This is a genomic window from Calditrichota bacterium, assembly GCA_020637445.1.
In the GTDB taxonomy this organism is placed as follows: Bacteria; Electryoneota; RPQS01; order RPQS01; family RPQS01; genus JABWCQ01.
Genome location: JACJVZ010000001.1, coordinates 1,112,003 through 1,133,469, shown reverse-complemented (window position 1 = coordinate 1,133,469; position 21,467 = coordinate 1,112,003). Strand labels below are relative to the sequence as shown.

Annotated in this window: 20 protein-coding genes and 1 pseudogene; 16 read left to right on the top strand and 5 right to left on the bottom strand. The window is 52.5% G+C overall.

Annotated elements, in window-relative coordinates:
* The 16 genes and pseudogenes from H6507_04765 to lepB all read left to right on the top strand — a co-directional run bounded on the left by H6507_04765 (nt 1) and on the right by lepB (nt 16,847).
* Nucleotides 1–861, top strand: a complete 861-nt coding sequence (locus H6507_04765; protein MCB9368401.1) for a glycosyltransferase family 2 protein — start codon at nt 1–3, stop codon at nt 859–861.
* Nucleotides 862–901: 40 nt separating this feature from the next.
* The gene (locus H6507_04760; GenBank protein MCB9368400.1) at nt 902–1,951 is read left to right on the top strand and encodes an acetyl-CoA carboxylase carboxyltransferase subunit alpha; all 1,050 of its coding nucleotides are present in this window, start codon (nt 902–904) and stop codon (nt 1,949–1,951) included.
* Nucleotides 1,945–2,361 (top strand): acyl-CoA thioesterase, encoded by a 417-nt coding sequence (locus H6507_04755; protein ID MCB9368399.1) that lies wholly within the window; start codon nt 1,945–1,947, stop codon nt 2,359–2,361. Before H6507_04760 ends, H6507_04755 begins: the two co-directional genes overlap by 7 nt.
* Complete coding sequence (locus H6507_04750) at nt 2,358–3,341, top strand: NAD-dependent epimerase/dehydratase family protein (protein MCB9368398.1); 984 nt, start codon at nt 2,358–2,360, stop codon at nt 3,339–3,341. The genes H6507_04755 and H6507_04750 overlap by 4 nt, the downstream gene beginning before the upstream one ends.
* Before the next feature lie 147 nt (nt 3,342–3,488).
* Complete coding sequence (locus H6507_04745; protein MCB9368397.1) at nt 3,489–6,407, top strand: DEAD/DEAH box helicase; 2,919 nt, start codon at nt 3,489–3,491, stop codon at nt 6,405–6,407.
* On the top strand, nt 6,404–7,915 hold the full coding sequence (locus tag H6507_04740) for an acetyl-CoA carboxylase biotin carboxylase subunit (GenBank protein MCB9368396.1): 1,512 nt from the start codon (nt 6,404–6,406) through the stop codon (nt 7,913–7,915). The genes H6507_04745 and H6507_04740 overlap by 4 nt, the downstream gene beginning before the upstream one ends.
* 4 nt (nt 7,916–7,919) lie before the next feature.
* Nucleotides 7,920–8,420, top strand: a complete 501-nt coding sequence (locus H6507_04735) for a biotin/lipoyl-binding protein (protein MCB9368395.1) — start codon at nt 7,920–7,922, stop codon at nt 8,418–8,420.
* A 12-nt stretch (nt 8,421–8,432) separates the two neighbouring features.
* Nucleotides 8,433–10,061, top strand: a complete 1,629-nt coding sequence (locus H6507_04730; GenBank protein ID MCB9368394.1) for a methylmalonyl-CoA mutase — start codon at nt 8,433–8,435, stop codon at nt 10,059–10,061.
* On the top strand, nt 10,058–10,834 hold the full coding sequence (locus tag H6507_04725; protein ID MCB9368393.1) for a biotin--[acetyl-CoA-carboxylase] ligase: 777 nt from the start codon (nt 10,058–10,060) through the stop codon (nt 10,832–10,834). The genes H6507_04730 and H6507_04725 overlap by 4 nt, the downstream gene beginning before the upstream one ends.
* Nucleotides 10,831–11,598: a type III pantothenate kinase gene (locus H6507_04720; protein MCB9368392.1), complete on the top strand. Its 768-nt coding sequence runs from the start codon at nt 10,831–10,833 to the stop codon at nt 11,596–11,598. The genes H6507_04725 and H6507_04720 overlap by 4 nt, the downstream gene beginning before the upstream one ends.
* Entirely contained in the window at nt 11,595–13,055 is a 1,461-nt protein-coding gene (locus H6507_04715; protein ID MCB9368391.1) for an N-acetylmuramoyl-L-alanine amidase, read from the top strand. Before H6507_04720 ends, H6507_04715 begins: the two co-directional genes overlap by 4 nt.
* Before the next feature lie 33 nt (nt 13,056–13,088).
* Nucleotides 13,089–13,535, top strand: a complete 447-nt coding sequence (greA, locus tag H6507_04710) for a transcription elongation factor GreA (GenBank protein MCB9368390.1) — start codon at nt 13,089–13,091, stop codon at nt 13,533–13,535.
* Between the two features lie 22 nt (nt 13,536–13,557).
* A pseudogene (locus H6507_04705) lies at nt 13,558–13,749 on the top strand (PspC domain-containing protein).
* Nucleotides 13,750–14,004: 255 nt separating this feature from the next.
* Complete coding sequence (locus tag H6507_04700) at nt 14,005–14,220, top strand: PspC domain-containing protein (GenBank protein ID MCB9368389.1); 216 nt, start codon at nt 14,005–14,007, stop codon at nt 14,218–14,220.
* A gap of 14 nt (nt 14,221–14,234) precedes the next feature.
* Complete coding sequence (lepA, locus tag H6507_04695) at nt 14,235–16,028, top strand: elongation factor 4 (protein MCB9368388.1); 1,794 nt, start codon at nt 14,235–14,237, stop codon at nt 16,026–16,028.
* 60 nt (nt 16,029–16,088) lie between these two features.
* The gene (gene lepB / locus H6507_04690) at nt 16,089–16,847 is read left to right on the top strand and encodes a signal peptidase I (GenBank protein MCB9368387.1); all 759 of its coding nucleotides are present in this window, start codon (nt 16,089–16,091) and stop codon (nt 16,845–16,847) included.
* A 72-nt stretch (nt 16,848–16,919) separates the two neighbouring features.
* Here the strand turns inward: lepB and H6507_04685 are convergent, their stop codons facing one another.
* From H6507_04685 to H6507_04665, 5 genes are all read right to left on the bottom strand, one after another.
* Nucleotides 16,920–17,576: a hypothetical protein gene (locus H6507_04685; protein MCB9368386.1), complete on the bottom strand. Its 657-nt coding sequence runs from the start codon at nt 17,574–17,576 to the stop codon at nt 16,920–16,922.
* Between the two features lie 8 nt (nt 17,577–17,584).
* Entirely contained in the window at nt 17,585–18,424 is an 840-nt protein-coding gene (locus H6507_04680; protein ID MCB9368385.1) for a hypothetical protein, read from the bottom strand.
* Between the two features lie 8 nt (nt 18,425–18,432).
* Nucleotides 18,433–19,056, bottom strand: coding sequence for a hypothetical protein (locus tag H6507_04675; protein ID MCB9368384.1), 624 nt, complete (start codon nt 19,054–19,056; stop codon nt 18,433–18,435).
* 14 nt (nt 19,057–19,070) lie between these two features.
* Nucleotides 19,071–20,312, bottom strand: a complete 1,242-nt coding sequence (locus H6507_04670; GenBank protein MCB9368383.1) for a fibronectin type III domain-containing protein — start codon at nt 20,310–20,312, stop codon at nt 19,071–19,073.
* Between the two features lie 241 nt (nt 20,313–20,553).
* Nucleotides 20,554–21,453, bottom strand: coding sequence for a DUF3108 domain-containing protein (locus tag H6507_04665; GenBank protein ID MCB9368382.1), 900 nt, complete (start codon nt 21,451–21,453; stop codon nt 20,554–20,556).
* Nucleotides 21,454–21,467 lie beyond the last annotated feature (14 nt).

Genomic DNA, 21,467 nt, shown 5'->3' with positions numbered 1-21,467 from the left:
ATGATTCCGCGCCGCTGCGTATCGGTGGTTGTGGTGACGTACAATTCGGAAGCCACGATCTCACAGTGCATTGAGTCGGTGCTTGGCACGGCGGAAAACTGGATTGACAGAGTGGTCGTCGTGGACAATGCTTCGGCTGATAGGTCGCGAGAAATTGTCGGCAAGTACGGGCCCCCGCTTATATCGGTTGAAAATAACGACAACCTCGGTTTCGCTGCTGCGTGCAACTGTGGTGCGAAACGGTGCAAGTCCGAGTTCTTGCTCTTTCTGAATCCCGATGCACGGTTGGACGAGAACGCTCTCGCCGAGCTGGTCTCATTTCTCGACGCACGAGACTCTGCGGCCTGCTGCGGACCCGTGCTTCATGACGAAAATAATTCCGCCGATCCGGCGTGCAGAAGAGGATTTCCGACTCCGTCCAATTCAATCGGAAAGCTCTTCGGATTTGATCGGCTATTCCCCGCCAGCCGTCGCTTTGCCGGTTACGGCATGCCATGGTTGGGATTCGCTCGTGAGGCTCGCGTCGACTGTATTTCAGGCGCGTGCTTCCTAATGCGGCGTGAAGATTTTGTTTCCATTGACGGTTTTGATGAACAGTTCTTTCTGTTTGGAGAGGATATTGATCTCTTCAAACGTATTTCCGACCTCGGCCGCGAAGTTTGGTTCGTTCCATCCGCAAGAGTTACTCACCTCGGCGGTCAGAGCATGAAGCAAAACTCACATACTGCTGACAGAGAATTTTACCGCGCCATGAGACTCTATATGTCCAAACACTGGCGCAACCTTTCCGCACCGACCTACAAACTCGTTGAAATGGGCGTTGGGCTCAGAGCGTGGCTGGAAAGAGTTATCGGACACTAATCGCCTTGAATCAGGCAGTCCCTATACATGGGAGGCTATCATGAGTAGTTCTACCGTTCAAGAAAAGACTCGCGCAACCGCTACGGTATCGCAAAACGGCACGGCGTCGTCAGCAAAACCCGGTTTTGCGTCCGGCTTTGTGCTTGAGTTTGAAAAACCCATCGTGGAGCTTGAGCACAAAATTGCCGAAATGCGCGCGCTTGCCGAAAGTTCCGGCATGGGCAACCTTTCTGTCGAAATTGACCGTATGCAGAAAAAGGCCGTACGCATGCGCGAAGAAGTGTTTTCCAAACTATCGCGTTGGCAAAAAGTTCAACTAGCCCGGCACCCGCGCCGTCCTTACACATTGGACTATGTTGAACGGCTTTGTTCAGAGTTTCTCGAGCTGCACGGCGACCGTTGTTTTGCGGATGATCGCGCGCTGGTTTCAGGTATTGGCGAAATGGACGGCCAAAGCATTTTGATCATGGGACATCAAAAAGGCCGGGGCACCAAGGAAAATATCTATCGCAATTTTGGAATGGCGAATCCCGAGGGTTACCGAAAAGCGATTCGCCATCTTGCTCTCGCTCAGAAATTCAAACTTCCTGTCGTTACCTTTATCGATACGCCCGGCGCCTATCCCGGTCTCGGAGCTGAAGAGCGTGGACAGGCTGAAGCCATCGCTCGCAGCTTATACGAAATGGCCCGGCTGAATGTCCCGATAATTACCTTTGTCATCGGTGAAGGTGGCTCCGGCGGCGCGTTGGCGATTTCGGTCGCGGACAGAATCTTCATGCTCGAATATTCTATCTATTCGGTAATCTCTCCGGAAGGATGTGCTTCGATCTTGTACCGCGATGCGGCTCAAGCTCCACTGGCCGCGGAAGCCTTGAAACTGACTGCCGAAGACTTGCTCGAACTTGGGATCATAGACGGAATCATTCCGGAGCCTGCCGGCGGTGCGCATGAGAATTACGACGAGATCGCAGCGCGTGTCAAAGAACGTATCCTGACTACTCTTCCCGAGTTGCTGGAAACGTCGCCCGACAAGCTGCTCGAAGCACGACACAAAAAGTACGAACGAATCGGTTTCTACCTCGAATCTTGACAGAACTCCATAAAGATTCCGTTTCACGCATCCGCGTTCGCTATGCCGAAACCGATGCGATGGGATGGGTTTATTACGCCTGCTACTACCAGTACTTTGAGGTCGCGCGTTCTGACCTCATTCGTACTCTTTGGAAATCCTACCGTCGGATTGAAGACGAAGACGGTTTGCGTTTGTCGGTTATCGAATCCGGGTGCAAATACCTGAGTGGTGCGCGCTACGAGGATCAAATTGATGTGCACGCAAAACTCGAAATTCGTGACGGCGTGCGTTTGCACTTTGACTATTCTGTCGTACTCGTGGAATCGGATGAACTGCTCGCCACGGGTTTCACGGTCCATTGTTTCATGGACAATAATGGCAAACCGAAGCGTCCGCCGGCGTCCTTTATGGAGTTTATGCGTACGTGAGCTCACGGATTCTCGTCACCGGCGCAACGGGATTTGTCGGCAGTCATCTTGCCGAATCTCTTCGCGAACGAGACTGCACCGTCCGCCTGCTTGTTCGTAATCCCAAAAAGCTAAAGTGGTTCAATCCGTCCGACTATGAGCTTGCGATCGGCGACGCGCAAAATGAGCAAGTGCTTGTCGAATCCGTCCGGAATGTTGACACGGTGATTCACTGCGCAGGCGTCACCAAAACTGCGCATCCTAAAGAGTTTTACGACGTCAACGAAGTTGCCACGCGAAGATTGGCCAAAGCAAGCGAGTCTGCCGGCGTCCGGCGATTCGTTTTGTGTTCCACACATGCCGTTTGCGGCCCGTCGGGCTCTGAGCGCATGGCAATTGAGTCCGATCCCGAAGAGCCGATTACCCATTACGGAAAAAGCAAACTCGCCGGCGAACTCGCGCTGAAAGAAGAATGCTGTAAGACTGACTGGGTGATTTTGCGGCCACCTTCGGTGATGGGCCCCCGAGACGAACAGTTCTTTCCGCTCTTCAGAATGATGTGGAAGTCGAAGATCTACACGCAAGTCGGCATGAAAGTTCGCCGATACAGTTTGATCGGCGTGCATGACGTGGTGAGAGCTTTAGTACGGGCCGCTGAAGCAGAAAGCGGATTGCGCCAAACGTATTTTGTCGCTATGCCGCAGCCTGTCGCGTGGAACGCCGTCGCGCAGGCGTTTGCGGAAGTCACGGGCAAAACTCCTTTGAAAGTAACTTTGCCGGAGTTTGTTGCCAAAGCTGTCGGACTATTCGGTGATCTATCCATGAAACTGAGCGGCAAGCCCGCGTTGCTGAATTCCGAGAAAGTCCGTGAAATTCTCGCGGCGGGCTGGATATGCAACCCTGCGAAGATTGATGAAATGTGGGGCTTTCGCTGCGAAGACAGGCTTGAAGAAGTTGTGCGTGCAACGTTTGAATTCTACCGAAACGAAAACAGACTTTAGGTGTTGTTGTGGCCGTCAAGCCATACCGGAAGCCGAAAAAAAGAATCCCGCTTCCGACCAAACCTCCCAAAGTAGAACCTGACTCTAAGGCTTACAACCGGAACGAAAAACATAAGAAGGATTGGCGGGAAGGGGACGAACGTGACCATGGAGAAACTCGCGAACGCGATTGACGGCGACGATCTTCTCCGCAATACGTTGATCTTTCGCGGCAAGCTGCCCGGTTCGCCCGCGCGTTTCTCCGAGTCGTTCAAAAGTCTGTCGAGTTCTATTCAGTCCGCGCTGAAAAAGCAAGGCATCCACGCGCTCTACGCGCATCAAGCTGAAGCTCTACAGCGAATTGAGTCCGGCAAGAATGTCGTCGTCGTCACTCCGACGGCAAGCGGCAAGTCGCTTACTTACATTCTTCCGGTCTTGCGCGAAATCGAGCGCGACCCCGACTCGTCCGCATTGCTTCTGTTTCCTCTTAAGGCGCTCGAGCAAGATCAAGCGGCCAAGCTAAGGCTCTGGCAAGAGTATTTGCACGACAATCCGCTCTTTACACTCGGCATCTTCGACGGAGATACGCCTTCCAAAGAACGTCAGCGCATCAAGAAACTTCCACCGAATTTTCTGATCAGCAATCCCGACATGCTGCACCAAGGTATGTTGGCGTATCATCAGAGTTGGGAAAAGTTCTTTAAGCGACTTAAATATATCGTCATCGATGAGTTGCATGCCTATCGCGGAGTTTTCGGATCGCACATCCTGCAAGTCTTCCGCAGATTGCGCAGACTGCTGCACTACTACGGCGCGCATCCGCAGTTTATTTGCTTATCTGCGACCGTCGCAAACCCGGAAGAGTTCGCGCGCGATCTGACCGGCGCTGAAATTGAAGTCATTTCCGACTCCGGCGCACCGATTCCCGAACGTGATTTCTGGATGATGAATGCACCCGAAATGTCGATGACGAATGCCGTCACGCGTTCGTTGATTCACGCGCTCGATTATGGACTAAAGACAATCGTCTTCACTAAGTCGCGCGTCGCCACGGAGATTATTTATCGCTCTTTGACCGATTCGCGCCCCGATCTTGCGCGACGAGTGAGTTCCTATCGCGCGGGTTTTCTTCCCGAAGAGCGCCGCGATATTGAGCAAAATCTCTCCAGCGGAAAACTCGACGGAGTGATTTCAACCAGCGCGCTGGAACTCGGTATTGATATAGGCGGCCTCGACCTGTGCATTCTTGCGGGCTATCCCGGAAGCATGATGTCACTTTGGCAACGCGCAGGAAGAGTAGGGCGGAGGGGGGCGCCGAGCGGTGTGATGTTGATCACAGGTACCGATCAACTCGATCAGTTTTTCGCTCGCAATGTCGATGAGCTTCTGAACCGCCCGCTCGAACGCGCGCTGGTTAATCAGCAAAACGACCACATCCTGCGTCAGCATCTTCCTGCCGCCGCAGCCGAGATGCCGTTGATGTTCGGCGATCCCTACATCGACGTGCAGCGCTATCAGAGCGCAATTGCCGCGCTCGAACAGGAACGCGCGCTGCTTCCCAGCGCTTCAGGAAAACAGTGGTTTCCCGGCAAGCCCCGTCCGCATGCGCAAGTTGATTTGCGCAACGTCGGCGGCACCTTTGATATTGTCGATGTGTCGCGCAAGAACGAAACGGTCATCGGCACGGTGTCCGGTAACTCCGCGTTTCGCGAATGTCACGACGGCGCGATCTACTTGCATCGCGGTGAAGCCTATCAAGTCGAGTCGCTCGATCTGCGCCGTAAAATCGCGAGCGTGAAGCCCTATCGCGGCAACGTCTACACGATGATTCGCACGCAAAAAGAAACAGAGATTCTCGACGTGCGGCAAACCCGCACGGTAAAGTCCTTCGTTGCGCGTTTAGGACTGCTGAAAGTCACTGAACACTTCGTCGCCTACGAACGCCGCCGCGTTTATACTCAAGAGTTACTGTCCGTCGAGCCGCTCGAACTTCCGCCGCAGAGTTTTCAAACCGTCGGATGTTGGATTGAGTTGCCGTCGACGCTTCAAGGAAAACTCGGCGAGCTGGAGTTCCATCACATGGGCTCCATACACGCGATGGAGCACGCGACGATTTCTTTGACTCCCTTGCTTGCTCTATGCGACCGCAATGATCTCGGCGGAATCAGTTTCACGAAACATCCGCAATTGCCGAACGGTGCGGTCTTTTTCTACGACGGATATCCCGGCGGAGTTGGGATCGCCGAGTGTATGTATTACTCCTTCGAGGATTTGCTTGCGCGCACGCTCAAGTTGATTGAAACTTGCCCTTGCGAAGAAGGCTGCCCGTCGTGCATTCAATCTCCTAAGTGTGGATCTGGGAATCGCCCGCTCGACAAAAACGGCGCGCGGTTTACGCTAAGTTATCTTACCGGTGATCCAGAAAGCGAACCGCTTCCGCAAGAGATTGTTGCGGCGGACAATTTGCCGAGAAAGTCGCTGGACGAACCTTACGAGCCATTCGAAATCCCGTCGGACAAACGGGTTCTGGTTTTTGATCTGGAGACGCAACTCTCAGCGGAAGAAGTCGGCGGGTGGCGAGAAGCTCGACAAATGCGTGTCGCCGTGGCCGTCGTATGGGACAGCATTGAGAACAAGTTTTCTTCTTATGAAGAAGCCGAAATTGAAGCGCTGTTTGAGCATTTGAAACGCGCGGATGTTATCTGTGGCTTCAATATTCGCAAATTTGATTTCGAGGTCCTGCGAGGTTACACGTTTGAAAACCTCCATGCGCTGCCGATTCTCGACTTGTTGGAGGTTGTCACGGAGAATCGCGGCGGAAGATTGAAACTTGACACAATCGCCCGCGCAACCCTTGGCGTGGGGAAAAGCGCCGATGGTTTGCAGTCACTGGAATGGTTCAAGAGCGGACAAATAGGTCTCGTTAGAGAATATTGCCAAAAAGACGTGGAAGTGACGCGCGACGTTTTGAAGTTCGCGTTGAAACACGGCTATGTTCTATTTGAAGATAAGTCAGGCGCAAGCGTCAAACTTCCGATGAAACTGACTCCTGAAATGCTCGCGCCAATGCCGGAAAGTTCAAAATGAAATCGATACTTGTAGCAAATCGCGGCGAAATTGCCGTTCGCATCATGCGAACCTGCCGCGAAATGGGAATTCGCACGATTGCAGTCTATTCCGACGTGGATCGGGACAGTCTGCATGTTCGCGAAGCCGATCGCGCCTATCCCTTGGGCGGTTCGACTCCCGCGGAAAGTTATCTTGTTCACGACAAGATTATTCAGATTGCAAAAGAAAGCGGAGCGGAGGGAATTCATCCCGGCTACGGCTTTCTTTCTGAAAACGCATCTTTTGCCAAACGTGTCGCCGATGAAGGACTAATCTGGATCGGCCCGCCCGCGTCCGCAATAAGTGCGATGGGCTCAAAAACGGAAGCGCGTGCGCTGATGATTGCCGCGAATGTTCCCGTGGTCCCCGGCACGAAAGGCGCGGTCGCATCCGCAGACGAAGCCGTTGAGTTCGCGCGCAAAGCCGGTTTTCCTGTCTTGTTGAAAGCTGCGGCGGGTGGCGGTGGCAAAGGTATGCGCGTCGTTCGAAAAGAAGAAGATCTTGCCGACGCGCTTGCAGCGGCGCAGCGCGAAGCAAAATCCGCGTTTGCCGACGATGCAGTTTACGTCGAGAAGTATCTCGAAGAGCCGAAGCATATCGAGGTGCAGATCTTTGCGGATCGATTTGGCGACGCGGTATATCTCGGAGAGCGCGAATGTTCCATGCAGCGTCGCCACCAGAAGATTATCGAAGAAGCACCGTCTGCGGCAGTCACTCCGGAATTGCGGAAACGTATCGGAGAAACGGCCGTTATGGCAGCCAAAGCCTGCGGCTATGTCAATGCAGGAACGTGCGAGTTCTTGTTGGATAAGACCGGGGAGTTCTATTTCCTCGAAATGAATACGCGTCTCCAAGTCGAGCATCCCGTAACGGAAATGGTTACAGGACTTGACTTGGTGCGTATGCAAATTGAAGTCGCCCGCGGCGAGAGACTCAAACTCTCGCAAGACGACGTCAAGCTGCGCGGCCACGCCATTGAAGTTCGTATTTACGCGGAAGAAGTCCTGAGTGGGTTCTTGCCTTCGACTGGCGTACTCGAAATTTGGCGTCCCGCAACCGGTCCCGGTCTGCGAGAAGACACTGGACAATATGAGGGCGCGGAAATCAGCCGATTTTACGATCCAATGATTTCCAAACTTGTGGCTTACGCTGAAACTCGTGAAGCCGCCATCGAACGCATGCGTCGCGCGCTCCGCGAATATTTTGTGGCGGGTGTTATGACGAATATCGGTTTCTGCAATTTCATTTTGTCCCGTGATGAGTTTCGAAGCGGAAAGTTTGATACAGGTACCGTCGAAAGAATTCTGTTGCCCGACTATATTGAATTAGTTTTCAGCGAACGCTCCGTCCCCGACTGGCTGCCTGCTGCAATCGCCGTCGCCAACCGCGCCTATAAATCAGAGGCGCAGTATGCCAACGGTGCCGCCGCACATGAATCGAATTGGCAATCAGCGGGAAGATCGCGCGCACTGAAAAATCATTGGTGAGAGTATGTTTGAGAAAACAGTCATAAAAATCGGATCGTCAGAATTCGATGTACGGTTGACGGACAACGATGTTTCCGTCGATGACAAGACTCAAGACTTGCCGGATATCTCGTTGGAGGGTCGTCTGGTATCTGTCAAACTTGCTGACCGCGTTGAACGTTTCTTGGTTAACCGTCATGGCGATGAGCTTTGGCTGATTCATGACGGTCAAGTGTATCCTTTGGTGATTGAAACCGAGCGTGATCGTTTGTTGAAAGCAGCCGCGCAGGCCGCTGAAGGCGAGCACGGTACGACTACGATCAAGGCTGCCATGCCCGGAATGGTCTTACGAATCATGGTGCAGCCAGGACAAACAATCAAGAAGGGTGATCCCGTTCTGATCCTCGAAGCTATGAAAATGGAGAACGAAGTCCGTTCGCCCGCCGACGGAACCGTTCAAAGCATTTCGATTTCAGAAAGAGATTCGGTCGAAAAGGGTGCTCCGCTGCTCACGTTAACACAGTGAGCCACTTGAACAATGAACGATCAGCGTGAAAAATGGCGCAAGTCTCTCGATGCGCTCATCACAAAACATAAAGAACGCCGCGCGCAGTTTGTGACTGACAGCAATCTCGCCGTTGACACGCTGTATGATGCCCAAAACTCCGGTGACATAGACCTCAGTTTTCCCGGCTTATATCCCTTTACGCGCGGAGTTCAGCCCAACATGTTTCGCGGCCGCCTGTGGACGATGCGGCAATACGCGGGCTTCGGTACCGCCGAAGAGTCCAACGCACGATATAAGTATTTGTTGAGTCAGGGCACGACGGGATTGTCAGTTGCTTTTGACCTCCCGACACAAATCGGCTATGACAGCGATGCGCCGGAAGCGGCGGGTGAAGTCGGTCGTGTTGGCGTTGCGGTCAGCAGTATCGATGACATGCAAGTGCTCTTTGACGGCATTCCGCTCGACAAAGTGAGCACGTCGATGACGATCAACTCGACTGCGTCGACGCTCATGGCTCTCTACATCGCCGTTGCCCGTTCACGCGGTATTGCCGAGAGTAATCTTGAAGGTACTGTTCAAAATGATATCCTGAAGGAGTTCATCGCTCGCGGCACGTATATCTATCCGCCGAAACAATCGCTGCGTTTGGTCACCGACGTCATAGATTACTGCCGCGTGAATCTTCCCAAGTGGAACACGATTTCTATTTCAGGTTATCACATCCGCGAAGCAGGATCCACGGCGGTTCAAGAACTTGCGTTCACGTTTGCGAACGCAATTGAATACGTTCGCGCCGCACTCGCAAGAGGTTTGGATATCGATGCGTTTGCACCACGGTTGGCATTTTTCTGGGGATGTCACAACAATTTCTTCGAAGAAGTTGCAAAGTTCAGAGCGTCAAGAAGAATCTGGGCGAAAGTTGTCCGCGAGAAGTTTGGTGCAAAAAACGAGCGCTCGATGATGCTGCGATTTCATACGCAAACTGCCGGCTGCACGTTGACTGCGCAACAACCGGACAACAACGCGGTCCGTGTTACGATGCAGGCGCTCGCCGCGGTATTAGGCGGCACTCAAAGTCTGCACACGAACGCAATGGACGAGGCCCTCGGACTTCCCACCGAGCGCACCGCGCAGCTTGCTTTACGCACTCAGCAAATTATTGCTTTTGAGTCTGGAGTTGCGGACACGGTCGATCCCTTGGGCGGCAGCTATTTCGTCGAATCACTCACTAACCGCATCGAAGCGGCCGTGTGGGAAGAGCTTGAGAAGATCGAAAAACTCGGCGGTTCCGTCGCCGCAATCGAGAAACATTACTTCCAAAACGCAATAGCTGACGAAGCGTTTCGCTATCAAAAGGAGATAGAAAACGACGATCGCTTCATCGTCGGAGTAAACCGCTTCAATGTTGGCGACGAGTCGGAGCAGCCTGTCTTGCATGTGGACGAGGCTCTCGAAGAGAAACAACGCGCCCGACTTTCAAAACTCCGCAAAGCGCGCGACGCAGTGAAAGTCACCAATGCGTTGGACGCTTTAACCAAATCCGCAACGACCGAAGACAACCTGATGCAGCATCTCATCGGCGCTGTTGAAGCCAAAGCTACACTCGGCGAGATTTCAGATTGCCTGCGAAAAATGTGGGGAGAGTTTCACGACTCATGAGTTGGGACGAAAAGCAATTGCATTGGCATCTCGCCACGCGCCGCTTCGGTAGACAGATCAAGTATTTTGATGAAATCGATTCTACGAATCGTTGGCTGCTCCAAAATCATAGTGAATTCACCCTCACTGGCGGCGTCGTAGTCGCGGGACATCAAACAATTGGCAAAGGCCGCAATTCCCGTTCATGGTCTGATACACCGAACGGCTCAGTACTCTGTTCTCTGATGCTTAAAGTCAAGAACGAGTCGACCATGCGTGGTTTCTTGTCGATTCTTCCGGCAGTGGCATTGGCGCGCGTGATCCGCAAACACGACTCAAGCGCAGAAGTGTCACTTAAGTGGCCTAACGATGTCTTGCTCTCACACAAAAAACTTGCGGGCGTCCTTGCTGAAACAACGTCGTCCGGTGAATGGGACATTATCGTCGTCGGTGTCGGGATCAATTTGACTGCTGCACCGGCCGCAGAATTCGGTTGGCCCGCAACGAGCTTGCATGATGCTTCCGCTTGGAAACCGGCGCATGAAGTATTACTTGCCGAACTTCTCAATGAATGGGAACCGCTCTTTGATCTTTATCAGGATCGTGAATTTGAGGCGATTCGTTCCGCATGGACGGAGTTTGGGCCGCGCAGGGGAGCTCGTGTGAAAAGGGTGGACGCTGCGCAAGAAATTGTTGGTGAGTTTGAAGGCCTAGGAGACGCCGGACAATTGTTGTTGCGCGATGGCACTGGAGTGCTCAGAGAAATTTATAGCGGAGACATCTTGCCGGCATGAGTGCTCTGGTTGCCATAGATATTGGTAATACGCGCATAACCGTTGGCTGGTGGGAAAACGGTGCATGGCAGCACGAGTGGCATCTTTCTTCTAAGGCCCGCCGCACCGATGACGAGTGGATGATTCTGCTCGATGCGACTTTGCGCCGTGCGGATTACCGCAATAAGAAGATAGAACATGTCGCAATCTCTTCAGTGGTTCCTGCGTTGACCAAGAGTCTTGAGAAAGCGTCGCAGGAAGTCGGTTTTTCGCCGGTTGTCATAGATGTGAATCATCTGAAAAGTATTCACATTGCCTACGATCCCCCTGCGGCTGTCGGTCCGGACAGACTATGCGGAGTTGCCGCCGCTGTCCATAAATATGGAACTCCCATAATTGTTGTCGACCTCGGAACTGCGACCGTCATAGATGTTGTAGACAAGGAGAGAGTCTATCGCGGCGGCATCATCGCTCCGGGAGTTGCCACGGCATCAGAGAGCCTGAATCAAAATGCCGCACTTTTGCCCAAAGTAGAACTCGAGTTTCCCGCGAAAATCGTCGGTGAAAACACCATTCATGCCATTCAAAGTGGTATCTTGTTTGGCTCGCTCGCGATGATCGATGGTTTGATTGAACGAATTTACCAAGAGACCGGACCTGCGACAGTTGTGGCAACGGGCGGTTTTGCTGCATTGTTGGAAGGGCGGAGCACGACGATTTCTCATGTCGAGCCGCGGTTGGTGCTTGATGGAGTCAGGCTTCTGGCACAAGGCGAGTGGTCGTGACGAGACTTGTTGCGTTGCTATTTGTCTTCGGCACGGTGTGGGGTGCCCAGATTCAACTGGTCTATCCACGTTTGGAAGCGGGTCAAGACAGCTTTTTCTATTCGCAGGAACTCGACTCGACTTTTGTTCTGGGACATATTGACGGTTTTTTGCCCGAAATGTCCTTAACTTGCAATGATTTTCCTGTCCCGCTGTCAAAGGATGGCGCGTTTCTGGCTTTTCTGCCGATTTCGTGGCAGTCTGAAACTTTCGCTTGGAATCTCGCTCTAACTAATGGAGAGGCAGAGACTTCACAGCTGACCTTTCCATTTTATGCGGCTCCCGAACCAGAAGATATGGTTTGGGCCGAGTTTGCTGTACCTGCGATCTTTCGAGTAAACCAACCGAATTCGCATACCCGGACCACGGTCGGCGGCAGCTACCACCTTTTCCCGGATTCGGGGACGGTACTGTCCGTAGCGGCGTCTTCCCAATACTGGCTGCGGTTCGACCTCGATGCTGGGCAGAGTGGAGTCATTGAGCGTCGGTTCGTAGACAGCGTTGGCGTCGATGAGATTTTGACGGCACCAGTTCGTGTCGGAGACGCACAAATTTATGTAATTGGCGACGAAGCCGTAATCAAATTCGATGTCGACCGCCAGCCTCTTTGTGAAGTCAGTACAGAGCCCGACGGCGACGAATTCACCCTGGTCGTGCATGATGCCGTCAGCACAATTGACAAGATTCGCTACGTAGGTGGTGCGCGCGATGTCGTCAAGGATATCACTTGGCGGCAGCAGCACGGGAGCTTGACCTTAACGGTGTGTTTAGACGAATCCGCAAACGGCTACCGCTTAAATACGTCCGATTCGTTGCTGACCTTTGAAGTCTTCCAGCAAGATTCGCCGACGAAATCACTGCGCGGCAAGCGCATCGTTCTCGATCCTGGTCACGGCGGGGCGGCCAACGGTGCAATCGGGCCGCGCGGAGCGAAAGAAAAGGACGCAGTCCTAAGCTGGTCCAAAATTCTCGAAGAAGGCCTGCGCAGCAAGGGAGCTGAAGTTCTTCGCACGCGAACAGACGACACGGCGATCGGGTTGCACGACCGAGTCGCGTTAGCCCGCCAGTTCAATGCCGATGTTTTTCTGAGCCTGCATGCCAACGCGCTGCCCGACGGAGAAAATCCGTCCTTGCGTCATGGTTGCGGCACGTACTATTATCAAACTTTGAGCCGGACTCTGGCCGAATCGATACAGTCGGCTGTTCTTGAGCAAACCGGCCTTTCTGACGACGGGGTTTTCGACGCGAATTTCGCAGTCGTCAGACCTACGGAATTCCCCGCGGTACTCATTGAGTCCGCATATATGATGCATCCGGAAGAAGAGTTGAAACTCCAAGACGATAAGTTTCTGCTCGAATTGTCCCGTGGAGTCGTCAATGGACTCCTTGATTATTTCAGCAAGGTACCCGCGAGGTAAAGATTGGAGAAACAGTATATCTCGAGAGCCGGCATGGAGAAACTCCAGGACGAGCTCAATGATTGGAAGTACAAGAAACGGCCTGCCATGGTCAAGCAGCTGCAAATTGCGCGCGAACACGGAGATCTCTCCGAAAATGCCGAGTATCATGCCGCGAAGGAAGAACTCGCGCGCATCGATTCGAAGATTCATAAGCTGGAAGCCATGATGCATTCTGCCGTCATGATCGACTCGAGCAAAATTATTGCCGACCAAGTCAGACTCCTGACGCGCGTCAAGGTGCTCGACAAGAAGAAGAAAACTGAAAAAGAATTTACGATCGTCTCCGCGGCTGAGGCTAACCCGGCGGAAGGCCGCATAAGTCATCAGTCGCCTATCGGTCAAGGTCTGATGGGCTCAAAGGTCGGAGAAACGGTCGAAATTACTGTTCCTGCCGGTGTCGTGGAATGGACAATCCTCGAAATTTATCCGCTGGAATGAAGCGGAGGAAAGGAAGGACCCCATGGAATCAACGGTCAAACGGTTAACGAGATCCACGAGAGAAAGGATCTTCGTGGGTGTCTGCGGCGGTGCCGCGAACTACCTCGGAATCGATCCTGCTCTTGCGCGTATTCTCTTCGTGGCCATCACACTCGTGACGGGGATTGGTCCGGGTGTCGTTGTCTATTTAGCTGCTTGGATTCTCGTTCCTGAAGACGACGGAACGACTCATCGTGCAACCGCAAGTATCGCCGCTGGCAACCGCCGGGCGATGGCGTTTATGCTATTGGCCATCGGATTGCTTGGCCTCGGCGTCGCTGCGCTTTTCAACGATGATCACTCAAATCCCATTGCATACTTTGGTCCCATTCTCGTTATTATCCTGGCTTTTGTTTTGCTCGCTCGCAAAAGTGATGCTCCAGCCAACGATACTACATATTCAACCGAAGGAGAAAGAATGAGCCAGTCCATGGGAGATGTTCGTCGCCTCAAAAGGTCAAGCCGCGACAAGAAAATTGCAGGTATTTGCGGAGGATTCGGCGAGTACTTCAACGTTGATCCAACCTTAGTACGGGTGCTTTGGATTCTCGCAGTGCTGCTCGGCGGAACGGGTTTGCTCTTGTATTTGATTTTGTGGATCGTGATGCCGCTTGATGCGGATCCCGATCTACTTTCCCGCGGCTAATCTCAAGGAACTCCATGCGGCCTGACGTTCGTAACTTTTGTATCATCGCTCATATTGATCACGGCAAGTCCACACTTGCCGACCGTTTGCTCGAAGAAACCCAAACCATCGACAAGCGGCAGATGACGACGCAGGTCTTGGACAACATGGATCTCGAAAAAGAGCGTGGGATCACGATCAAGATGCACCCCATTACGATGCAATACAAGCACAGCAGTGGGAAGACGTACATTCTCAACTTGATCGATACCCCCGGACACGTGGACTTTACCTATGAAGTTTCGCGCAGTCTCAAGGCCTGTGAAGGAGCTGTCTTGGTCGTTGACGCAAGTCAAGGAATGGAAGCGCAGACTCTTTCCAACCTCTACTTAGCACTTGATGCGAACCTCGAGATTCTTCCTGTTCTCAACAAAGTCGATTTGCCTGTTGCCCGTCCGGATGAAATTGCCCATCAAGTTGGCGATTTGCTCGGCGTGGACCCCGATTCGATTTTGAGAGTCAGCGGCAAGACGGGCGTCGGGGTTCCTGCGCTGCTTGAAGCGATCGTTGACTTCTTCCCGGCCCCGAAAGGCAAGGACTCTGATCCCACCCGCGCACTGATTTTTGATTCGCAGTTCGATATGTACCGCGGTGCCATTGCGCACGTTCGAGTGGTCGACGGAAAATTGCGCGCTGGTCAGAAGATTCGCTTCGCCGCCTCGCAGAAAGAGTTTGAAGTTCAGGAAGTCGGTGTGCTGCGGATGTCGCAGATCAAGCGCGACGAATTGACTGCCGGGGATGTCGGCTACGTCGTGAGCGGTTGCCGCGACGTCCGGGATATTCGTGTCGGCGACACGATCTTTGATTCGTCCGACAGCAAGTCTCCACCGTTGTCTGGATATCGCGAAGTCAAGCCCATGGTGTTCGCGGGAATCTATCCCTCCGATACAAGTGACTATGAGTTGTTGCGCGATTCTTTGGCAAAATTAGCCTTGAACGACAGCGCGCTAATCTACGAGCCCGAAACGTCAGTCGCTTTGGGCTTCGGTTTTCGCGTAGGTTTCTTAGGGCTCTTGCATTTTGAAGTCATTCAAGAACGCCTCGAGCGCGAATACAATCTCGACTTGGTTTGCACCGTTCCATCGGTGGAATACAAGGCCATGCTTACAGACAAGACCGTCGTGTTGGTCGAGAATCCGGTGAAAATGCCGGCCGCTGGAGAACTGGAGTTTATGGAAGAACCGTTTGTCAAGGCGTCTATCATTACTCCTGAGGAATATATCGGCGCGATCATGCAGCTCTGCATCGAGGCCCGCGGGCTGTATGTCAACACGGAGTATCTGGACGGCACGCGCGTGAGTCTTCACTATGAGCTGCCGCTCGCGGAAATTATCTTCGACTTCTATGATCGTTTGAAAAGCATTTCGCGCGGTTATGCGTCCTTTGACTACGAAATTATGGACTATCGCCACAGCGAACTGACCCGGCTTGACATTCTGGTCAACGGTGAGATTGTCGATGCGTTGTCCGTGATCGTTCACCGCGACAAGGCGTACGACTGGGGTCGAAGAGTATGTGATAGGCTGGTCGACCTGATCCCGCGACAAATGTTCGAAGTTGCGATTCAGGCTGCCGTCGGATCGAAAATCATTGCCCGGTCTACCGTTCGGGCCATGCGAAAAAATGTTTTGGCGAAGTGCTATGGCGGCGACATTACCAGAAAGCGCAAGCTCCTCGAGAAGCAAAAGGCCGGCAAGAAGCGTATGAAAGCCGTCGGCAACGTGGAAATCCCGCAAGAGGCCTTTCTTGCAATTCTGAAAGCTGAGTGAAACTTCTCCTTTGTCTGTCTCGTTTCATTCATATTGGTGAGTTGAATCAAAAGGAAAATTATGTCTGTAGCCAGTGAAAGTTCGACCGCGACCGTTGCGCGTTCGGATCGGCAAGCACGTAGTAGAAGTTCGTTTCGCGAATGGGTTGAGTTCTTTGTAACTCTGGTCATCATGGTTTTCTTTATCCGTGTTACGACCGTTGAGGCATTTCGTATCCCTACGGGATCAATGGAAAATACATTGCTGGTCGGTGATTTCCTGCTGGTCAACAAATTCGTGTACGGTATACGAACTCCCGACTGGATCGGTATTCCCTTTACTGACATCGGATTCAACGTGCCCTCCTACAGGCTTCCCGCGCCATCGCACGCGAAGTCCGGCGACATCGTCGTGTTCAAGTATCCGCTCGACAAGTCCATGAACTATATCAAACGTTGCATTGCCGGACCGGGACAAACTGTTGAAATCAAAAACCGTCAGGTATACGTTGATGGCGTGGCAATGGAAAACCCACCGGAATCACAGTTCACGTCACCCGCGCCGATCCGAGCCGGTCTCGGTGAGCGCGGAATTTTTAGCCCGCAAGGCATGGCTTGGAATCACGACAACTACGGTCCCATCACTGTTCCGGAGGGAAACTACTTCATGATGGGCGACAATCGCGACAACTCTGCCGATTCTCGCTATTGGGGATTTATGCCCGAAGAGGACATAGTCGGGAAAGCGCTGATCATCTATTTCAGTTGGGACAAGAATCAAGGTCTGAGCCGCTTCTACAAGTCAATTCGTTTCGACCGAATCGGAAATTGGATTCACTGACCGAAAACGATTGAAAATGAAAACGGGCCGACTCGATAAGAGTCGGCCCGTTCTTCTTTCTGTTAGGTCCGTCTACGATGCGACTTGCAGCCATTCGACGAAAATGTAATAGAATCTGTCGAACAATAGGGCGATACGAGTCATTACGGTATAGCCGTAGCCAGCGCCGAACCCGATCATCAACAACGTCGTTCCCGTCAACGCGATATGTTGAACCGCACCTTTGTGCTCAATCGAGAAGAAGAAGTAGAATAGAACGGCGACCAAGCCCAATGTGAAAAGCGGATTCGACAGTATTCGCAGGAAGTTCATCACACTTGGTTCACCCGCGAACCTTGTTACTGAAGACGGTTCAAACACGGGAATCATGCTTGCCTGAACTTGAAGAACGAGATCGCCGGATGCGAATCCGATAACCGCAAGACCCGCGTAGGTTCCGATAATCACCGACATCGGCCAGCGCGAGATCCAACCAAGATTGCTCGAAAATCGCGTAAACAATGCTAATCCGAGTATCAGCGGTATGATCAACCAATAGTCTTCGCCTGCCGTGAGCGGATTCCAAAGATTGGGAAGAAAGACGTTGTAGAACTCCGTGCAGACGACGTAACCTGCCGCGATACCCACAAAAAAGTGCTCTGCCACTTTGTAAAGCGGATTGTCGTTGTACAGAAAACTCAGAACTGCAATAGTCGCCAAGCCTGCAACGGATAGCCAGAAGAACTCCATTACTCTGTTTAGCTCCTTGCCTTTTGACGACGTGAAAGAAAGTAAACTGCGTTCCCGAACAAGATGAAAAGAATGATCACGAAGTGTCCCATCGTCTGACCATCCATCGACGTGCTTGCCAAACCGGGTTGGTTAATCAGGTATTCGTATTCCGCCGCACCCGTGATTCCGGTCAACAGACCTTTCAACTGTCCGCTCTGGAAATAGGCCGAATATTCCGGCACTGAGACGGCCGACGAACCACTCAACAACGGGATGTCAAATCTCGTCGTGACGTACTGAACGTACTCCTTGGTTCCCGGATATCCTGCCGACACGTTGATCAATGCCGCGAATTGGTCGTAATTTTCGACTCCGTTCATGATCGGAAGTTGGTCAATCGGAGTTCGATAAAAGTCCACGGGGAATGTCGAGCGAATCGATTTCCCCATCGCCACCATAACTGCTTCACGGCCCTCTTTAAGTCCCAAATAGCAGTAGTCGACGCCGTACTCTTTTCCGTACTTGTCACGGCAAACCGTGTTCACGTTCTTTTCGATCAATGCCGGAGCCGTTGACCAAAGTGTGATGACCACAGGACGTAGATCCCGCATCATCAAGTGCTCCAAAACGGCGAAGCACATCGGATTCAGTTCTGCTTTCGATCCCGGATCATAGTCGAATGAGCACAGCACTTTCGACTTCGGTGGCAGCTTCTCAATGTAGTCATAAAAGGCTTGTACCGGAGGGGTTGTCTTCGGTGCCAGCCCGAGTTTGAAGAACAGCGGCGATGCAACCGCGATCGCCATCGCAAGAAAGACCCAGCGACGGTCCAGTTTCTCCAACTTCTGTGTTATCGTTTGTGCCATGTACTCGCTTACTCCCGTCCAAGATAACTGCGTTCAATGCCAAGGATCACCTTGAGACCCGTGGCGATGGCGCCAAGTGCCGCCCCTATCAAAATACCGCGCTGCGCAACAGCATTCGGCACATTCATCACCCAATCCACGACGTTGGGCAGGTCTTCCCAAATGAAATGGCTGATCGGGATTCGGCCCAACATCACCACCACCGCCGTGATGGCAAGCACCGACGCCTGCCACGTTCGCACGCGGAATGCGCGGAACGCCGCCGACGCGATAAAAAATGCCAACGACGCGTACATCGTCGAGGCCAGCGGCACATACGTATAAGTGAACAACTTGTCGTTTGCCCACGAACCTTCCGCAATCCCGCCGCTCATTCCCGGAATCAGCATCATGAAAAACGCGATCACAAGTACTAACTTGTACATCCATCCCGGTCCGCGGCGATATACCAATTCCCCGTTGATGCGCAAAATATTCGCCGAGCCAAGCACGTAGGAAAATGCAATCACAATGATCGCCCAATTCTGCAACCGGTTCGCAATGTCATTCACCACCGGATGCGGAATAAAAAACTGGACGATCATGAATACGCCGAAAATCAGCGTTATGAGTATAGGTATTTCTCTTTTCATCGTGTATGTTCCCGCTAAATGACTTGAAACCAGCTGCGCAGAAACTGCACGTCGAAAAATTCAAGAACCATCGAGGCCAGCAGACAGAGTATGATGAATCCCTTCATGAAGTCCGTCGCTTTTAGCGTGCCCATCATCTCTAAATCGCGCGTAACCAGTGCGCTCGTCGCAAAATATTCCTCGCCGATCAGCGTATAGTCACAAGCCACGACGAAGAATGGCAACTGGTGCGTATTCGCCGTTCCCGCGATCTGGATTGCACCTGACGTGAATCCTACTTCGGACAAAATCAGTGATTCGGCGTAGAACGCACCGAGATAGAAATGCGCTGCCGTCTTCTCGCGCATCATGATTCCAGTCGTGCCGCTCGTAAACGCGAATTGCTCGTCCGATAAATAGCGGACGTTGTCGCGCATGTAAGCATCGGGACGGCCGGCGTTCAAGAATCCCTGCTTGACGGCCTCTTCAGCCACCGTGACCATAAAGGCGCGGTTCAGCGGCACGATAATCGGAATATCGTAATTCGCGGCCTTGGTCGCAACTGAGGTTAAAAGCTGGATCGAGGCAATCGTTTGAATGTTTTCGATATTCTGCGTGCCAGGAACATAGAGGACAGGCTTGCCAAGTTCCGTCGCACGCCCAATCGCTTCGTCAATCGCGTCAATGCCCGCAATCTTGCGAAACCAGAGGTTGGCGCCTGATTTGGCCCGTCGCACCATGAAAAGCACAAGCACATAAAAAAGCCCGACCATCAACAGAATGTTGGTGCGATTCCAGTTGAACCAAGAGGCGTAGGCAGTTGTCGGTCCGATTACCGGTGACTCGCTCATCCGCAGCCGTTTTTCGAACTTCACCGTCACCGAATCCGACGTTGTCGAATCGGTAACCGCAATCGTCGTCGAGTCAAAAGCCACTACTTTGACCCAAAACTGCTTGTCCGGCTCAACCTTCCAATCTTTGGTTGAGTTGATCTCTCCCGAGGTCGTCTTGCTGTCCGTTTCAAGCATCGTCACAAATGGTCCGTCCAAGCTCGGCGAGCCCATGACGGCGTACCTTAAAATGTGAAATCCGACCTGTGTGGTCGGAGTCCATTCTACATGAAGTGCTTCGCCCCCGTCGTTGGGAACGTCCGTCACAGTCACATTGGTCGGGGCGGCCCCCGCGCCTTGTATGACGATCGTCGAGTCCGACTGCGCCCACGCAGCAAGGCAACCCAACAGCAATATGGCGGTTGTGGATAGAGTTCTTAGGAGCATACGCCTCCGTCCTTGGGGAAGGGTAGGTACACTGATAACAAGTCTAACTCCGAACTTTGGAATGTGGAAGGTGGGGAACCGAGCGGGACGAAAAAACAGGTTCCTGCGTAAGATATTTCGAGAAATTAACGATTTACACCCTCTTAGTCAAGCTCAGAAAGGGACTTTTCGAAAATAGTTCGCACCCGCTGGATACGGGTGCGAATTATGGATAAAAATATAAACTTTTGTGTTTCTTGGGCTAAGGAGAGAACACCCCAAGGTCAGGACGGCCGCCCTCTCTGGCCTTCAAGCGCTCTGCTTCCGTGATTCCTGACTTCCCGATTCCCGCTTCATATTCCTCTAATTCAACCGTAAATGACCCAAAAGAGACCTTTGAAGACATGACCACGGGAATCCTCCGCTCGTCCGCGGTCACCCAAACATACACATGTGCCTTGCGTTCCTTCTGAAACAACCCGCCGCTTTTCAAGACAGGTTCGCACACAAAACAGTCGAATTCTCCAGCAAGTGTCTGGATCGTGTCTCGAGCCAGCACAAACACCAACAAATCATACGTTTTCTTCACGTCGTGAGTCCGAATTGAAATCGTATCACCGACGTTCAAATCAAACGTCCTCGTTCGATAACCAGCCGACAACACGTCCTGTACCCTCGGCTCGACTTTCTTGGGATCCTTCTCTTTTCCTTCGTCCCACCAACGAGCAAGGCTGTCAGCAAGCTCGAACTTGACGAGTTTCTCATCCTTATAGAAACCTTCCATCAGGCGCTTCTGAAATCGATGGCTATAGATTGAGTCCGTGTCAATCCAAGTTGTGATTGTGTCGCGCACCTTAAATACCCAATCAAATCCCTTGGCTGAGCGCGCGCTGGACTGCACACGCCAAGCCCATTGGCTATCCACGAGCACCGTGTCCATGACTTCCAGTTTTGCCTTGCCTGCCGGAACTGCGCCGAAAGATACGTGGTAAACCATCTTCTCACCGATAGAAAACGGTATGACGGACGGAATTCCAACCGAATCCTTGCGTACGGAAAACGTCGCGCTCGAATCCGCAATGTCATCGTCGTCCGCAAACGAATACCCTGTTACACACAGCAATGCCAACAGCGCAAGAATCAAACGTGTGTATTTGCTCAATGGACCTCCCGTCC

What these genes read in the sequence shown, in the direction of transcription:
- H6507_04720 (MCB9368392.1), top strand. Translation starts at nt 10,831, where the DNA reads ATGAGTGCTCTGGTTGCCATAGATATTGGTAATACGCGCATAACCGTT.
- H6507_04735 (MCB9368395.1), top strand. Translation starts at nt 7,920, where the DNA reads ATGTTTGAGAAAACAGTCATAAAAATCGGATCGTCAGAATTCGATGTA.
- H6507_04760 (MCB9368400.1), top strand. Translation starts at nt 902, where the DNA reads ATGAGTAGTTCTACCGTTCAAGAAAAGACTCGCGCAACCGCTACGGTA.
- H6507_04680 (MCB9368385.1), bottom strand. Translation starts at nt 18,424, where the DNA reads ATGGCACAAACGATAACACAGAAGTTGGAGAAACTGGACCGTCGCTGG.
- H6507_04675 (MCB9368384.1), bottom strand. Translation starts at nt 19,056, where the DNA reads ATGAAAAGAGAAATACCTATACTCATAACGCTGATTTTCGGCGTATTC.
- H6507_04685 (MCB9368386.1), bottom strand. Translation starts at nt 17,576, where the DNA reads ATGGAGTTCTTCTGGCTATCCGTTGCAGGCTTGGCGACTATTGCAGTT.
- H6507_04765 (MCB9368401.1), top strand. Translation starts at nt 1, where the DNA reads ATGATTCCGCGCCGCTGCGTATCGGTGGTTGTGGTGACGTACAATTCG.
- H6507_04670 (MCB9368383.1), bottom strand. Translation starts at nt 20,312, where the DNA reads ATGCTCCTAAGAACTCTATCCACAACCGCCATATTGCTGTTGGGTTGC.
- H6507_04700 (MCB9368389.1), top strand. Translation starts at nt 14,005, where the DNA reads ATGGGAGATGTTCGTCGCCTCAAAAGGTCAAGCCGCGACAAGAAAATT.
- H6507_04745 (MCB9368397.1), top strand. Translation starts at nt 3,489, where the DNA reads ATGGAGAAACTCGCGAACGCGATTGACGGCGACGATCTTCTCCGCAAT.
- H6507_04725 (MCB9368393.1), top strand. Translation starts at nt 10,058, where the DNA reads ATGAGTTGGGACGAAAAGCAATTGCATTGGCATCTCGCCACGCGCCGC.
- H6507_04740 (MCB9368396.1), top strand. Translation starts at nt 6,404, where the DNA reads ATGAAATCGATACTTGTAGCAAATCGCGGCGAAATTGCCGTTCGCATC.
- H6507_04730 (MCB9368394.1), top strand. Translation starts at nt 8,433, where the DNA reads ATGAACGATCAGCGTGAAAAATGGCGCAAGTCTCTCGATGCGCTCATC.
- lepA (MCB9368388.1), top strand. Translation starts at nt 14,235, where the DNA reads ATGCGGCCTGACGTTCGTAACTTTTGTATCATCGCTCATATTGATCAC.
- greA (MCB9368390.1), top strand. Translation starts at nt 13,089, where the DNA reads ATGGAGAAACTCCAGGACGAGCTCAATGATTGGAAGTACAAGAAACGG.
- lepB (MCB9368387.1), top strand. Translation starts at nt 16,089, where the DNA reads ATGTCTGTAGCCAGTGAAAGTTCGACCGCGACCGTTGCGCGTTCGGAT.